Genomic DNA, 15,944 nt, shown 5'->3' with positions numbered 1-15,944 from the left:
GCCAAAGTATACACGGATAAATACACGTGCGAGGAATTCCCTGCTCTTATATAATAAGACGGACACCATCTACTGCGGTATTTACCCGATAAATATACTTTGGCAAAACAAAGGTACAAAATTGTCTAAATTAATAAAGCTTCAAGACATAAAAAAAGCGGCCCGAAGGCCGCTATAATCAGATTTTATGAATTACCATTCCGGAACGAAGCTTCGGTTCAAACCAAGTAGTCTTCGGCGGCATAATATTACCCGTATCTGCAATGTTAATCAATTGCTCCATAGAAACGGGATAAAGGGCAAAAGCCACTTTCATTTCACCGCTATCGACACGACGTTTCAACTCACCCAAACCGCGGATTCCACCGACAAAATCTATACGAGTAGAACGACGCAAATCCTGGATATCAAGAATATCCGCCAACACATGATTGGACAGGATCGTCACATCCAATACTCCGATAGGATCATTATCATCGTAGCTTCCCGCTTTAGCTGTCAGTTTATACCACTTGCCACCCAAATACATGCTGAATTCATGCAATTTAGCCGGATGGTATATTTCAGTTCCCATACACTCCACGGTAAAATGATCGGCTAATTTAGCCAATAACTCCTCCTCTGTCAACCCGTTCAAATCCCTCACAACCCGGTTGTAATCGATAATTTTCAACTGAGTATCCGGGAAATGCACGGCCATGAAGAAATTGTACTCCTCTGTTCCGTTATGGTCCGGATTCTTAGATTTGAACTCGGCTCCGATACGGGCAGCAGCAGCTGTTCTGTGGTGTCCGTCGGCTACATAAGTATAAGGAACTTTTGTCGCGAACAACTCTTCCAAACGTTTATTGGTTTCCGGACAGTTGATAGCCCAAAAATGATGTCCGAAACCGTCTTCGGCCACAAAATCATAATCGGCTTTCCGGTTTTTCACGATATCATCCACGATAGCGTCAATCTCAGGAACAGCCTTATAGGCGAAAAATACGGGTTCCAGATTGGCCTTCACGTAACGGGTTAAGATCATACGATCCTCTTCCTTATCCGGACGAGTCAATTCATGTTTCTTAATGATTCCGTTCATGTAGTCTTCGCAAGCGGCACAACCCACGATACCGTATTGAGTTCTTCCCTCCATCGTCTGAGCGTAAATATAAAACTTAGGTTCGGCATCCTGTATTAACCAACCTTTGTCCTGAAACATTTTAAAGTTCTCTACACTCTTGTTATAAACGGTTTCCGAATGAATATCCGTACCCGGAGCACAATCGATCTCCGCACGGGTAACATGCAATAAAGAACGAGGCTTTCCGGCAGCCATCTGAGCGGCTTCCTCCGAATTCATCACATCATAAGGCAGACACGCCAACTCTTCGCAAACCTCTTGGGTTGGTGGACGTAATCCTTTAAATGGTTTTACTATAGCCATATTTCATTTTGATTTAGCAGTCTACGACTTAACTATACGAAAAATTAGTAATCGGGCGATTATCTAAACTCTATATTCAACCTTCGAATCACCTATTTCCCGAATCCTCTTCATCGTAAACCCAAAATTTACAATTTATTTGTTTACTTTAAATTTTTGATCGCCTTTCTCGAAGAAATTAACAATTTGATGCGCTGCAGCCAAACCTGCATTCACGTTAGCCTCTTCTGTCTGAGCTCCCATTTTTTTAGGAGTGGCAAAGAAGCGACCTTCGAATTTACTGAAACAATCACATACCGGAGCAATATCGGTAATATAGTGGAAATCGTTTCTCTCTTTCATCAATTTAGCCAACCCTTCTTCGTCGATTACTTCCTGACGGGCTGTATTTACCAGAACGGCTCCCTTCGGCATGTCTTTCAACAAATTGTAATTGATCGATTTTTTAGTTTGTTCCGTTGCCGGAATATGCAACGAGATGTATTGACATTTTTTATACATCTCCTCAGCAGAGTGCAACGGAGTAGCACCAGCAGCTTTGATCTGCTCGTCCGTCATGAAAGGGTCAAAAGCGTATACTTCCATACCGAATCCCCGGGCGATACGTCCAACATTCTGCCCTACATTTCCATAAGCATGAATACCGATCGTCTTGTCTTTCAACTCGGAACCCGATTTTCCGTTATAGAAATTACGGGCCATGTAAATCATCATACCGAAAGCTAATTCGGCAACGGCATTTGAATTTTGTCCCGGGGTATTCATGGCAACAATGCCACGTGCAGTACAAGCGGCCAAATCGATATTGTCGTATCCGGCTCCCGCACGAACGATTACTTTCAAATTCTTGGCAGCATCGATCACTTCCTTGGTTGCTTTATCAGAACGGATAATCATAGCATCCACATCAGCAACAGCTGCAAGCAACTCGGCCTGTGAAGTATATTTTTCTAATAGGACGAACTCATATCCCTGAGCTTCAACAATCTCTTTAATTCCTTTCACTGCAACAGCAGCAAACGGTTTTTCTGTTGCGACTAAAACTTTCTTTGCCATCTCGATAAATTTTAAATCACGAGTCTCCCGAATCGGAATACATCGTATGTTTTAAATAATAAAAAAAAGATTTACGATTCCGGATCACAGTCAGCCCGCCCCAAGCAAACCGAATGTAGATCTGAAATCGTAAACCTATAATCGTTAAATGTGTTTTGCTTCAAATTCTTGCATAGCGGCGACCAAAGCTTTTACATCTTCAATCGTACATGCGTTATAAGTAGAAGCACGGAAACCACCTACTGAACGGTGACCTTTAAGACCTACCAAATTCTTGGATTTTGCGAAATCAAGGAATTCTTTCTCCAAAGACTCGTATCCTTCTCTCAACAAGAACGGAATGTTCATTCTGGAACGAGAACCTTCTTTAACGACCGGACGGAAAACTTTACTTCTCTCCAATTCAGCGTAAACCATATCGGCTCTTTCGATAGCCAACTCCTCCATGGCTTTCACTCCACCCATCGCTTTAACCCATTTCAACGTCTCTTTTACGCCAAAGATGTTGATACAAGGAGGTGTATTGTACATCGATTCTTTGTCCACATGAGTCTGATATCTCAACATCGTCGGAATCATTCTGTCTTTTACCACGTTATTCAAAAAGTCATTCTTAATGATCACGAAAGTAACACCGGCAGGTCCGAGATTCTTTTGGCAACCGCCATAGATCATTGCATATTTAGCCACATCAACCGGACGACTGCAGATATCAGAAGACATGTCGGCAATCAAAGGCACCGGAGAAGTCGGATCTTCAAAAATTTCAGTACCGCGAATGGTATTGTTTGAGGTAATGTGCATATAATCCACGTCAGAAGGGATAGTAAATTTCGGATAGTAAGTAAATCCGTCAGCTTCAGAAGAAGCCACGATTTCCACCTCACCCCACATTTTAGCCTCCTTAATGGCAGCCGTAGACCAAGTTCCGGTATTCACGTAAGCAGCTTTTTTGTTTAAAAAGTTGTACGGAATCATACAAAACTGCATGCTGGCTCCACCTCCCAAGAAAAGTACAGAATAACCTTCCGGAATGTTCAACACCTCTTTGAACAAGGCAACGGCTTCATCGTAAACAGCTTGAAAATCTGCAGAACGGTGAGATACCTCCATAATAGATTGCCCCGTGTTTCCGAACTCAAGAACAGCCTTTGATACATTTTCCAATGTAGAATCCGGTAATTTACAAGGACCGGCATTAAAAATATGTTTTCTCATCACTAAAATTATTTAATAGATTTAATACGAAAATCTTATTTATAAAAACACTACAAATATGCGAAATAAGTCTGTATAAAAAACCTTTTTACCGTTTTTTTATTCGTTTTTCTTATTTACTGAAAATCAAACAACTTGCCTCCTTACCAAAGTCCTCTACAGACCTACTTTGTATTTAAAAAAAAGAGGAAGCATCCGTCTCCGGATGCCTCTCTGATTATACGACTCCGTGCATCCGATTAAAAGAACGGCGTCTTTACAATCTTTGCCTTAAGAGCTTTATTTCTTACCCGAATATAAATCTCAGTATCCAATTTATGGAAACCGCTCTTCACGTATCCGGTTCCGATAGATTTTCCAGTCCAAGGGGAAACAGTCCCGGAACAAACGACTCCGATCTCGTTTCCTTCGGCATCTTCGATCACATATCCCTGACGAGCGATACCTTTATCCAATAATTCGAACGGTTTCATGTAACGGGAAGGTTTATCCGCTTTCAACTTCTCGTGATAAGCCCGGTTGATAAAATCATTTCCCGGAACAAATTTGGTAATCCAACCCAAGCCTGCTTCTATCGGAGAATGAGTATCGTCAATTTCATGTCCGTATAAACAGAAGCCCGCCTCTAAACGTAAAGTGTCCCGGGCTCCCAAGCCTGCCGGCTTTATTCCGAATTCTGCCCCGGCTTCGAATACAGCGTTCCAAATCTTATCGGCATCTTTATTATAAGCATAAATTTCACATCCTCCCGCCCCGGTATAACCCGTGGTGGAAAATATCACTTTGTCTACTCCTGCAAAAGGAATTTCCTGGAACGTATAATACTCCATATCCTCTACATTTGCCGTAGTCAATTTTTGCATCGCTTTCAATGCCAAAGGTCCCTGAACTGCTAACTGACAAATATTATCCGATGCATTTTCCAAATCCGTATCGACATTCATTCCCAACTCTTTGGCCCACTTTGTGCACCACTCCCAATCCTTGTCGATATTGGCGGCATTTACCACCAACAAATACTTTTCCGCGCTGAAACGATATACCAAAAGATCATCCACTATTCCACCCGTCTCGTTGGGGAAGCAACTATATTGAACTTTTCCGTCCGTTAGCGCGGCTACATCATTGGACGTTAATTTCTGAACCAATTCAAAAGCCTTGGGGCCCTTCACCCAGAATTCGCCCATATGGGAAACATCAAATACCCCGATCTTTTCCCGAACCGTATTGTGTTCTTCCTTAATGCCAGTATATTCTATCGGCATGTTATAACCGGCAAACGGAGCCATTCTCGCTCCAAGCGCTTCATGAAAATGTGTAAAAACGGTAGTTTTCATTTTATCTGTTATTTTTATATTTATATTATTTTCCGCACGTTGTGTTAAACGTTCCGCAAAGTTAAAATTTTTATTTATCCTTGCCATCCTTTCTGTAAAAATATTATCTTTCGGAATTATTCTGCTTTTTATTCCAATAAAAAATGATTACTTTTGCAACATAGTACCCGGATAAAGGGCAAAAACAATACCTTTTCGAATGAAAAAACATAAACTACGATAAATATTAATCCTTAATAAACCAATTAACAATGATTCTCAATGTAACAGAACAAAACGGAATTACTCTTGTCGAGTTTGTGGATGTAACCCGATTTACATTATCCATCGCCGACGAAGTAAAACAACAACTCAGACCACTTTTAAACAACAAGGAGTGTAAAATGGTTTTCGATCTCCATGGAATTGATTTTATCGATAGTAGTGGTATCGGTTGTATCATTGCTCTATTCAAGACTGCTAAAAGTATCGGATCTACTTTGAAATTATGCAATCTTACCCCAGAGGTATTAGAGATTTTCAAATTACTGCACTTGCAAGTAATCTTCGATATTACCGGAACCAGAGAAACTTGTTTACAATCGATGTAAATAAAAAAAGCGGGTTAAAACCCGCTTTTCTTGTTATTGTATCTTGCATTAGTCACCTAAAGTAGCAACCATAACAGCTTTGATCGTATGCATACGGTTTTCGGCTTCATCGAATACGATTGAATTTTCAGATTCGAATACCTCTTCGGTCACTTCGATTCCATCCATCCCGAATTGTTTGTTCACGTCGCGCCCTACTTGAGTTTCCAGATTGTGATATGCCGGTAAACAATGCATAAATTTACAATTCTTGTTTCCAGTCATCTCCATCACTTTCTTATTCACCTGATACGGGGTCAAAAGTTTGATTCTCTCCGCCCAAACCTCTGCAGGCTCGCCCATAGACACCCATACGTCCGTGTACAAGAAATCGCACCCCTTCACTCCAGCTTCAACATTATCCGTAATCGTAACTTTAGCTCCGGTTTCCTTGGCGATCTCCTGACATGTGGCTACTAATTCCGCATCGGGTTGCAATCCCTTCGGCGCAACAATACGTACGTCCATTCCCATCTTAGCACCACCGACCATCAACGAATTGCCCATGTTAAAACGAGCATCCCCGAGATAAGCAAAAGTAACCTGATTCAACGGTTTGTCCGAATGCTCCATCATCGTCAGGAAGTCAGCCAGGATCTGGGTCGGATGAAACTCGTTCGTCAATCCGTTCCACACGGGTACACCAGCATACTCGGCCAACTCTTCAACTGTTTTCTGAGCAAATCCGCGATACTCTATTCCGTCGTACATGCGTCCCAGGACACGAGCCGTATCCTTCATCGACTCCTTCACGCCGATCTGAGATCCGGAAGGACCGAGATAAGTCACGTGAGCTCCTTGATCATAAGCGGCTACCTCAAAAGCACAACGCGTACGAGTAGATGTTTTCTCGAATATCAAAGCGATATTTTTCCCTTTCAAACGAGGTTGTTCTGTTCCGGCATACTTCGCTTTTTTCAAATCAGCAGCCAAATCCAACATGTATTTAATCTCTTTCGGAGTGAAGTCCAATAACTTCAAAAAATTCCTGTTTCTTAAATTAAAAGCCATACTAATATAATTTTAAATTTATGATTCCCTATTTCATATTGAAAAGGACAATATTCTTTCCGTTATAAAATTCCGTCAAATTTACAATATAGAAGCGAGAATAGAAAGTGAAAAATCATCTTCTGTCGTCCTCGTACTCCATGGTGATTTTCGAACCGTATTTTTTATCTTCCAACTTCGTGGCCTCCGTAATCACGGCTTTTTGCCCCCCATTCTTTACAAAGCGCAGGCAGGCCCTGATTTTAGGTGCCATACTCCCTTCCGCAAACGTACCATCCTCCAAATATTTTACCGTATCGGCATAATCCAAAAACTCCAACACCTTTTGAGTCGGTTTTTTATAATCCTTATAGATATAAGGCACGTCCGTCAATATATAAAATTCGTCCGCTTTCACCCGACTACCCACCATGGAAGAAGCTAAATCCTTATCGATTACACCTTCCAACGGTTTAATTTCTCCCTGTTCGTCTATATACACGGGAATTCCTCCCCCTCCCGTGGTAATAACGATATTGCCTTCCCGGGCCAAGCGTTCTACCAACTCGGCATTCATAAAATCAATAGGCTCGGGAGAAGGGACAACCCGTCTCCAACCTCCTTCCACTTTTATCTCCTCCTTAAATACCCATCCCTTCTCTTTTGCCAAGCGGTCGGCCTCCTCTTTCATGTATATCTTTCCGACACGTTTCGTCGGATTGCTCATGGCGGGATCATTCTTATCCACGATTACCTGAGAAACCATAGAGATTACATTCCGTTTAATTCCATGCTTTTTCAGAATATTACGCAGATTCCGTTCAATCATATACCCGATTTGTCCCTGAGTATAAGCGACACAAACATCTAAAGGCATTGCCGCATTTCCGAATTTCTCCACACCGGCAGCATTATCCATCAAAACATTTCCCACCTGCGGACCATTCCCGTGAGAAATGATCAGATTATATCCGTCTTTCAATAAAAAGACCAAATTCTCCAAAGTATCAACCGTATTCGCATTTTGCTCCTCGATTGTTCCTTTTTGATTTCCTCTCAGCAAAGCGTTACCACCTAAGGCAACCACAGCCAGTTTCTTTTCCATACAACAACTTTTATAATTATTTTTCTAACTCTTTTCAATGTTTCATTTTCGTCCACAAAGCTAACGAAATAAGTCATATGAAAAATAGGTAAATTCCATTTTTACATTTACATAAATCACTGACTATAAGCTATATGTATAAATATTCCCTTCGTTTTTATAAATATGCAGCGCAAAATCGATCTTTTCCCGTAAAAAATTTCCACCAGAACTTTCGTTTAACTTTCTCTTTTTTGCATATCGGATGTCGTTGGCAGATATTTGTTTGACTACAATAAGCTTACAAGAGTATATCGAGAAAGAAGGCTACAACAAAGCATTTAGATACACTTTGATTTACACCATTAAACGACTCGAATACCTGAACTACATTCTACTCCATTTAAGAGAATTTTCAATCCCCTTCTGACTTTTCGCCGATAGTCGCACAAACCAAAAATACAAAGGGCTGTCAAGTTTTTCGGACACTTTCTTTTAATCTTCCCAAAAGTGAAATACTGGCATTCCATCAGGGGATATATTCTTAGTCAAACCCTGCAAATTTGCAATCTCGTCTTTGTTTAAACATTTAAATCAGTTTTATACGACGCAAAAGTATTCTTGTTATACTCGCAAGTTACAGCTGGCCTCAAAACCACGTTCCCCTCTTGCGGAATACCGCCCCCTTTACAAGAATGTCCTATTTATTAAAAGGCTTAAACTCCAAGTTTTTCGGTAACAGGAAAACCTCATCCCTATTTGAGATAGGGATAATTGAACTCTTATCAGCCTCGCAGCTATTGAAAAAAGAAATACGGATCAATAATAATAAAAGCTAATATTTCTATCTATGAATAAATTTTATTAAAATAATAATGATAATTATTTTCAATATTAGATTATATTATTTATCTTTGCGAAAAGATTAATTACACTATAAACATCAAAATTAAGAAAACTATCAAAAAGAACATTTTGAAACTATTCTTGTTTGTCAGTTTGGGCTTGATCACGACACTTGTATTTACGAGTGCAAGCCTACATATTGATGTTCCTGGTCCTCCGGGACGGCCCGTTATTACTGATATAAACAGACATGGATGTACTATAACATGGACACCACCCCGATATGACGGTGGGTCACCAGTGACACACTATCAGGTGGAGTATAGATATGTAACGTCGGAGAGTGAGTGGAAAAGATTCAAAGCTGATCCGCCTATTACTGCTACTACATATACCGCCACAAATATGGTTGAAGGAACTCGGGTGGAATTTCGAGTGTATGCTTTTAATGCAGCAGGACCGAGTGAGCCATCATTAGTTAGCGATCCTATAACATTTATGGATCCATACCCAACATACTAAAAATGAAAACTCCCGGGAAATCATGATATGAATTGCCCGGGAGTTAAACGAACAATCATTGAAATAACATGACAGCCCTAAAAACCGCAACCTTTTACGAGAGCAAACTGGTAAGAAGAAACTGGTTGTTTTACTTCTTTATTCTCGGGATACTGGGATACACGATAGGTGTTTTGATCCCGTTGGATACAAATCGCATTCTATGGTCGAATATCGCGTTCGCGTCATCCATTCCCTTACGCGGGATTTACTTTTTGAATCTGTTTCAATCGTTAATCATTACTTTCATCGTTTGCGACAACCGGAGAAAGCAAAAAAAAGCGGATACCCGGGAAGTGCTTTCCACGCGACCTGTCGGTAACGGGCAATCCTATCTATGGGAATTTTCAGGTGTTCTTCTTCCGTTCCTTGCAGTAGATGTCATTTTCATGATTGCTTGCGTGTTTATCAATATATTCGTGCCGGATTCACCGGTTAACCCTTTGATAAATCTATTTTACCTCCTCACGCGCATACTGCCCTCGCTCGTTTTTATCACCGGGTTATCCTTACTTGTCAACAGGTTGGTCAAACACCCTTTTTTAAGTTGGCTTATCCTGACCGTTTTTCTCTACTTGGCGTACGCTTACCTGACAACACCCCTTCACGGGATACTGGATTTCCGCGGCAATTGGTTGCCAGACTCTTTTTCCACGATAGCCGGCTTTATGCATCTCGAGGATTACCTGCTCCAGCGCATCGCTTTTTTATTGTTAGGAACCAGTTTTCTTTGTTTTGCCGTTCCACTCGCGAAGAGATTACCCGGGACCCCCGGGCAAAAGCCTTATTTTATAGTTTCCGCCTGCCTGCTTCTGGTATTTTCCTTGTGCCTGGGGTACATTTACGTCGAGAAATTTCAAACCCGCTTGAAGAATAGAATCGCCTATCGCGAAGCGTTTCTCGAATACAATAAATACCCCACCTCACGCGTACTCACCCACGACATCACGTATCAACCCAAGGGGAGTCAGTTTTCGGCAACAAGCCGGATGAAGGTCCAAAACCAGAAAAAAGTAAAAATAGACCGACTCTTACTCTTTTTAAACCCGGGACTCGAGATCGACAAGATTGAATCCGACGGGCAAAACCTTCCCTTTCACAGGGATCGCCAGGTTGTCGTCATCGAACATTCCCTGACACCCGGCGAGAATATCGAACTGGAGATCGAGTACGGGGGACGTATCGACGAGGATATTTATCAGGTAAATATCCCCGACGAGGATTTCTTCGCTCCCGTCGTTTACACCTTCTTCCATGAAAATTACGGTAAACGCTCGGCTTTCGTGTCAGATAAATTCACGTTACTTGTACCGGAAGTGATGTGGTACCCGACAGCGGTTCCCCCGGTCGAAATGCAGGCATCTAAAGAGATTAATTTCACGGCCTATACCCTTCGTGTTAAAAAACCGGACGAGATGACCGTTTTATCCCAGGGAAAACCCGCGAGAGAGGGAGATGACGTCACGTTCAATAACAGGCAAAACCTGAACGGCTTAAGTCTTTGCATGGGAAAATACAAGAAAAGAGCGATCACGGTCGACTCCCTGACGGTGGAATTTTACACTTACCCGGGAAATGATTTCTACATGAAACCTCTCGACGAGTGGGAAGACCTGAAAGAAGACGACCCGGAGCGGGAGAGAAACTTAACGAGCATATTTCATCGATGTAAAGAGATCATCGAGGGGAGTATGCCTAACCCTTACCCCTTCACGTATTTTAAACTGATCGAGACGCCTTCCTCCTTTTTGCGCATGTCCCTGTTTCATGATAATATTCAACCGGAAATAGTGTTTTTCGAGGAACGATTTGCCACGACAGAACATAACAAACCCGATGCTTTTTTCAAGACGCCGAGCATGAGTGTACAGGAATGTATGCTATACGAAATAATGCCCTATTATTTGAACCGGATAAACACAGATCGCATTTTCACGGCCCATAATATTGGTATCACCTCTGACAGATACTTGGGTATGGATTTAATATTCAATCAAATGGTGAACACGAAAGGAGCACCGTCACGGTTTATCATGCCGAAAATGTTAAATTATATCGCAGAGAAAGGATTAAAAGGGTGCATCACGGAAGGATACAGCGGAGAACGATACCTCGCTATCTCTTTAAAAGTTTCCCATCTACTGAGTTATCTCACGACGATTACCACCTGGGACTCGCTAAGTCGGTTCACGCGGGAGTTTAACGCCCGAGCCCGCTTCCGGGAAGTTAACTTCGACTCGTTTATCGAAGAATTCGAGCAGCGTTTCGGGCAGAACATCCAAGCTTACATGGACGAGTGGTACACGGGTCACCAGATTCCACGGTTATCGATAAAAGACCTGTCCTTTAAAGAAACGAGGAAAACGCAGATTGCGGATTTCAAAGTGGGCAATTTCGGCGAGACAGACGGTATAGTTTCGATCATTACAGTTGACTGGAGTCAAGACGGGAAAAAGGTAGTTAAAAATTGGCGGAGTTTCCCGGTTAAACCCGGGGAATGTAAACGAATCGTCGTTCATGAAAACATCGGGTTTCGCCTGGAGTTCACCACGAATTTCTCGGTAAATTTACCGAGAGTCATTTCATTCAATAACGAAGAATTGCCCTCGTCGGCCACAATTCCCGATGAAGGAGTCACCTTGCTCGATAGGGATCAATTCTCTCCCCCGGGAGAGATCATCGTCGACAACGAGGACAAGGGTTTCTATTTAATCGATTCCACAGACAATCGGAAACGATTGGCGGATCTCGTTCTAAATGAGGACGAGGAAGAATATAATCATTTTCTTAATCTTAAAGTTAACACGTGGGGTCGTCCTTACTTATCAGAAGGACGTCATGTTTACGGCGAGTGTATTCGTAGCGTTTTTACAAAAGGGTGCGGCACGGGAAAGTTCAAGGCAGAATGGGTGGCATACCTCCCGGAAGCGGGCAAATACGAGATATTTATCAATAGACCTTATTATGAAACACGAGAGGCGCATGAAAATACAACAAATCACCCGAAGATAAAAAACTACTATACCGTCCATACCCCGGAAGGAAAAGAGGAAATCATCTTAGAGGTTGAGAAAGGTGATCCTACTTGGGTATCACTGGGCACGTTCACCCTACCGGCAGGAAAATCCCGCGTTGTACTGGATGACCGGGGAGTTCCTCCCAACGAAGACGAGCACGCGTCAAAACAGAGCCAAATAGTGGTGGCCGATGCTGTTAAATGGGTAAAAAAATAACTATGAATGCTTAACCTACACCCGAAAACATTTTTAACCCGTATAAACAAAAATGCTCTGTTCATTAAGATTGCCATTCCCTCTCGACCATACACATAGGTAGAACGGTAGTTCATAAGCGTGTTCTTCTCTGTATCCACGCCTGCACGCTTTTGAGATTTTCAACCAAATACTTAGCTATTTTCGTCCAGGTTTTGCATATTTTCTGCGAATTCTTCGTATCTTTGTCATATGCAAGGTGAAAAAAAACAACCTATCCGGTACTTTTTTCAACGATTCGCAAACAAGTACACGTTTGTTACTCTGGTATTTGTTATTTGGATCGTTTTATTCGATAAATACAGTTTTATCGACAAGATCCAATTACAATCCAAAATTCTCAAACTGGAAAACGAAAAGCAATATTACAAGAAAAAGATTGAAGAAGACAACCGGAAAAAAGAGGAGTTATTGAGTAACCGGGATAATCTCGAAAAATTCGCGAGAGAGCAGTATTTAATGAAAAATGAAAATGAAGATATTTTCATTGTGATAAAAAAGTAAACGTATTGGGAAGAATTGTTGCTATCGATTACGGGAAAAAACGGGTGGGAGTTGCCGCAACAGATCCTTGTCGTATTATTGCCAACGGTATCGCAACGGTCGGATCACATGAAATTTTACAATTTTTGGAAGTTTATACTTCTAAAGAAACGGTTGATCTGTTTGTCGTGGGCTACCCGAAGCAATTGAATAACACGGATTCCGAGAGTATGGTTTATATTAAACCTTTCCTCACGGCACTAAAACGAAAATTTCCGACCATTCCCGTGGAAATGTACGATGAACGTTTTACCTCCGTATTAGCTCATAAGGCCCTGTTGGAAGGAGGAGCTAAAAAAAAACAAAGGCAGAATAAAGCGATCGTCGACACGATCAGCGCAACTATCATCCTACAGTCTTATATGGAAAAACAACGGAATTTAAACATTTAACTATGCTTTTACCTATTTATATCTACGGACATCCGATCCTTCGAAAAATATCGGAAGATATCACACCCGATTACGAAGGACTACCTAAATTATTGGAAGATATGTGGCAAACCATGTACGAATCGGATGGCGTAGGACTCGCCGCACCCCAAATTGGAAAAAACATCCGTATCTTCGTGATAGACGGAACTCCGTTTGAAGAATACGATCCCCGGTGTAAAGATTTTAAAAAGACCTTTATCAACGCGCACATCATAGAACGGACAGGAGAGAATGTATTACAAAACGAAGGATGTCTCAGTATCCCCGGGATCCACGAAGATGTTCTCAGAAAAGACAAGATAAAAATTGCCTATAAAGACGAAAATTGGGAAGATCACGTGGAAGAATTCGAGGGAATGCGTGCCCGTATCATACAACACGAATACGATCATTTGGACGGGATAGTATTCACGGATCATCTTTCCGTATTGAAAAAAAGACTATTAAAGAGCAAGTTGAACAATATTAGCGCCGGTAAATTTAAAATAGACTACAGGGTCGTATTGCCGAAATAATCCGGCCGTCCAAAAACATACGCCGTAGTTTATTCATTATAAACGAATCGCGTATGTTTGCCTTATTCAAACATAAATATCCTTTTATACTGCTATCCTTTCCGGTAACAGGCGGGATTTTATGGAGCAGCCATATAACGGCCTTCACGCTCCAAGGATACACGGTAGGTATACTTCTCTCGCTCGCGTCGATTGCATACACTTTCCTACTATCCCGAAATTTTCTATTTCAAAATCTATCCCTTGTCCTGTTCCTCTTTTTCCTCGCCGCGTATAGAAATTATTCCCCTGAAGTTCCCATTCCCCTGAACGGGAAAAACTATGCCATAACAGGAGAATACACCGGTCAATTCTCCCCCGATCACTACATCATAAAAAATAAAACGTTATGCATACGTTTACAGGTTAAGGATTCCCTCTGCCCGGAAATCGGAGATTGTTTCTATTTCCAGGCCAGGTTATTTCCCCTCTCCTCCCGTTCCAACATTTATGAATTCGATTACAACGATTATCTCCGACAACAGGGAATTCATCTACAAGGGATCGCACTCTCTCCGCTGACTCCCGTCAAACACCGATCTTCCTTTTGGGGACTTTCGCAAAAAATCCGGAAAGCGTTACTTGAAAAATTAAATCACATGGTAAAAGATACGACGACACGCTCTCTCTTACAAGCACTTTGTCTCGGCTACAAATACAATATCCCCCCGGATTATCGAAAAGTATTTCAATCCACCGGAACAGTCCATTTATTAGCGATCTCCGGTCTGCATATGGGAGCCATCTATCTGTTATTAACGTCTGTTTTATCTGTACTTCATCTAAAAAAGGGAGAATGGCTGCTTATTCCTTTATTATGGCTGTTCGCTTTCGTATCGGGACTCTCTCCGTCGGCATGCAGGGCTGCCTCGATCTTAAGCTTTATTGTCATAAGTAAATTATTACATAAAGACCATACCCCTTTAAATGCCGTCGGGGCCTCCGCTTTTTTCACCCTGTTGATAAAACCGGCGCTACTTTATTCCGTAAGCTTCCAGATGTCTTACGCGGCATACACGGGAATCGTACTGCTTTATCCCGTTTTTCGGGTAAAATCCAACCGCCGGCCCGTCGTTATTCAAAAAATATGTTCGCTTTTTTTTCTCAGTTTAGCGGCACAGATCGCCGTCCTCCCCCTGACAGCTTACTATTTTCATTCTTTGACGTTAAACAGCGTTATCATTAATATCGCGGCCATTCCCTTGGCCACGGCTCTATTATACGGGGGTATTTTAATACTTGCATTGCCGGGATGTATCGGCTTACTTGTCTCTCCTTTTATCGTAGGTATAGAACGATCTCTTTTATTCCTACTACATATTTTTGACCGCTTTTCTCTCGTGCAGGATAATCTTTACCCTACCCCCGTACAACTCGTTTTAATTTACCTCCTCCTCTTGTCTTTTCGGGCCTACACAACCAATCGCAAATCATACATCCGACATATCATATACCTTGTCTCTCTCTCTTTGCTCCTCTTCAACGGCATCTCCCGATACGAAAAACAAAGCAAGCAAGAGGTCGTTATCTATCACCGCTATAACAGCTCTATGATTCTTTTGAATTACAAGGGATATTATACCTTTTTAAAGAATACCTATCCCCATTCACGGCATCTTCCCTATATCGAAGCGAACCGTCTGAAAGCCATCCCTCCTCATCACAGCTTCATTGCGGACGAGATACAACGTTTGCATGATCGGCTTATCTCTCCCTCTTTTTCATTATATATTGCCGACTCTTCAACCCGGAACATTCCTCCTACCGACTACCTCGTTATCACCGGCAATATTTTTCCGCACCAGCTCTCCTGTCTTTCCGAAAGCCAATTGAAAAAAATCATCCTCGACGGCTCCAATCACAGTCGTAGCATTGAAGCCTGGAGGATATGGGCAAAAGAAAAAGGACTTCCCTTGCAGACCACTAATGAAAACGGATCGCTACAACTCAAACTAAAATAGCTCTTTTATTGCAATTTCATTCGGCAAAAT

13 protein-coding genes are annotated in these 15,944 nt (G+C 41.8%); 7 read left to right on the top strand and 6 right to left on the bottom strand.

Going from position 1 to position 15,944, the window contains the following annotated elements:
- Positions 1-178: 178 nt before the first annotated feature.
- From BN3283_RS01145 to gcvT, 4 genes are all read right to left on the bottom strand, one after another.
- Entirely contained in the window at positions 179-1,429 is a 1,251-nt protein-coding gene (locus BN3283_RS01145; RefSeq protein ID WP_059025375.1) for a DUF1015 domain-containing protein, read from the bottom strand.
- Between the two features lie 135 nt (positions 1,430-1,564).
- Entirely contained in the window at positions 1,565-2,485 is a 921-nt protein-coding gene (locus BN3283_RS01140; protein ID WP_059025374.1) for a 3-phosphoglycerate dehydrogenase, read from the bottom strand.
- Positions 2,486-2,629: 144 nt separating this feature from the next.
- Positions 2,630-3,703 carry a 3-phosphoserine/phosphohydroxythreonine transaminase gene (gene serC, locus BN3283_RS01135; RefSeq protein ID WP_059025373.1) on the bottom strand — a complete coding sequence of 358 codons (1,074 nt, stop codon included), beginning with the start codon at positions 3,701-3,703 and terminating at the stop codon, positions 2,630-2,632.
- A gap of 239 nt (positions 3,704-3,942) precedes the next feature.
- Positions 3,943-5,040: a glycine cleavage system aminomethyltransferase GcvT gene (gene gcvT / locus BN3283_RS01130; protein ID WP_041504837.1), complete on the bottom strand. Its 1,098-nt coding sequence runs from the start codon at positions 5,038-5,040 to the stop codon at positions 3,943-3,945.
- A gap of 251 nt (positions 5,041-5,291) precedes the next feature.
- Between gcvT and BN3283_RS01125 the strand changes: the two genes are divergently transcribed.
- Positions 5,292-5,630: an STAS domain-containing protein gene (locus BN3283_RS01125; protein WP_041502438.1), complete on the top strand. Its 339-nt coding sequence runs from the start codon at positions 5,292-5,294 to the stop codon at positions 5,628-5,630.
- Between the two features lie 48 nt (positions 5,631-5,678).
- On the opposite strand, the gene BN3283_RS01120 is transcribed toward BN3283_RS01125, so the two are convergent.
- Positions 5,679-6,680: an ornithine carbamoyltransferase gene (locus tag BN3283_RS01120; protein WP_041502439.1), complete on the bottom strand. Its 1,002-nt coding sequence runs from the start codon at positions 6,678-6,680 to the stop codon at positions 5,679-5,681.
- A 115-nt stretch (positions 6,681-6,795) separates the two neighbouring features.
- Positions 6,796-7,764 (bottom strand): carbamate kinase, encoded by a 969-nt coding sequence (locus BN3283_RS01115; protein ID WP_059025372.1) that lies wholly within the window; start codon positions 7,762-7,764, stop codon positions 6,796-6,798.
- 954 nt (positions 7,765-8,718) lie between these two features.
- Here BN3283_RS01115 and BN3283_RS14720 point away from each other — a divergent pair.
- The 6 genes from BN3283_RS14720 to BN3283_RS01090 all read left to right on the top strand — a co-directional run bounded on the left by BN3283_RS14720 (position 8,719) and on the right by BN3283_RS01090 (position 15,914).
- Positions 8,719-9,111, top strand: coding sequence for a fibronectin type III domain-containing protein (locus tag BN3283_RS14720; RefSeq protein WP_350308226.1), 393 nt, complete (start codon positions 8,719-8,721; stop codon positions 9,109-9,111).
- Positions 9,112-9,179: 68 nt separating this feature from the next.
- On the top strand, positions 9,180-12,383 hold the full coding sequence (locus BN3283_RS01110; protein ID WP_059025371.1) for a golvesin C-terminal-like domain-containing protein: 3,204 nt from the start codon (positions 9,180-9,182) through the stop codon (positions 12,381-12,383).
- A 231-nt stretch (positions 12,384-12,614) separates the two neighbouring features.
- On the top strand, positions 12,615-12,926 hold the full coding sequence (locus BN3283_RS01105; protein ID WP_059025370.1) for an FtsB family cell division protein: 312 nt from the start codon (positions 12,615-12,617) through the stop codon (positions 12,924-12,926).
- A gap of 5 nt (positions 12,927-12,931) precedes the next feature.
- Positions 12,932-13,357, top strand: a complete 426-nt coding sequence (gene ruvX / locus BN3283_RS01100; RefSeq protein ID WP_041502445.1) for a Holliday junction resolvase RuvX — start codon at positions 12,932-12,934, stop codon at positions 13,355-13,357.
- Positions 13,358-13,359: 2 nt separating this feature from the next.
- Positions 13,360-13,914, top strand: a complete 555-nt coding sequence (def, locus tag BN3283_RS01095; protein ID WP_041502446.1) for a peptide deformylase — start codon at positions 13,360-13,362, stop codon at positions 13,912-13,914.
- 53 nt (positions 13,915-13,967) lie between these two features.
- Positions 13,968-15,914, top strand: coding sequence for a ComEC/Rec2 family competence protein (locus BN3283_RS01090; protein ID WP_059025369.1), 1,947 nt, complete (start codon positions 13,968-13,970; stop codon positions 15,912-15,914).
- Positions 15,915-15,944 lie beyond the last annotated feature (30 nt).

The sequence above is a fragment of the Gabonibacter massiliensis genome (assembly GCA_001487125.1).
Taxonomy (GTDB): domain Bacteria; phylum Bacteroidota; class Bacteroidia; order Bacteroidales; family Marinifilaceae; genus Gabonibacter; species Gabonibacter massiliensis.
This window is presented reverse-complemented; position numbering and strand designations above follow the sequence as displayed.

Coding starts and splice junctions, on each gene's coding strand:
- BN3283_RS01145 (WP_059025375.1), bottom strand. CDS start 1,429: ATGGCTATAGTAAAACCATTTAAAGGATTACGTCCACCAACCCAAGAG.
- BN3283_RS01140 (WP_059025374.1), bottom strand. CDS start 2,485: ATGGCAAAGAAAGTTTTAGTCGCAACAGAAAAACCGTTTGCTGCTGTT.
- serC (WP_059025373.1), bottom strand. CDS start 3,703: ATGAGAAAACATATTTTTAATGCCGGTCCTTGTAAATTACCGGATTCT.
- gcvT (WP_041504837.1), bottom strand. CDS start 5,040: ATGAAAACTACCGTTTTTACACATTTTCATGAAGCGCTTGGAGCGAGA.
- BN3283_RS01125 (WP_041502438.1), top strand. CDS start 5,292: ATGATTCTCAATGTAACAGAACAAAACGGAATTACTCTTGTCGAGTTT.
- BN3283_RS01120 (WP_041502439.1), bottom strand. CDS start 6,680: ATGGCTTTTAATTTAAGAAACAGGAATTTTTTGAAGTTATTGGACTTC.
- BN3283_RS01115 (WP_059025372.1), bottom strand. CDS start 7,764: ATGGAAAAGAAACTGGCTGTGGTTGCCTTAGGTGGTAACGCTTTGCTG.
- BN3283_RS01110 (WP_059025371.1), top strand. CDS start 9,180: ATGACAGCCCTAAAAACCGCAACCTTTTACGAGAGCAAACTGGTAAGA.
- BN3283_RS01105 (WP_059025370.1), top strand. CDS start 12,615: ATGCAAGGTGAAAAAAAACAACCTATCCGGTACTTTTTTCAACGATTC.
- def (WP_041502446.1), top strand. CDS start 13,360: ATGCTTTTACCTATTTATATCTACGGACATCCGATCCTTCGAAAAATA.
- BN3283_RS01090 (WP_059025369.1), top strand. CDS start 13,968: ATGTTTGCCTTATTCAAACATAAATATCCTTTTATACTGCTATCCTTT.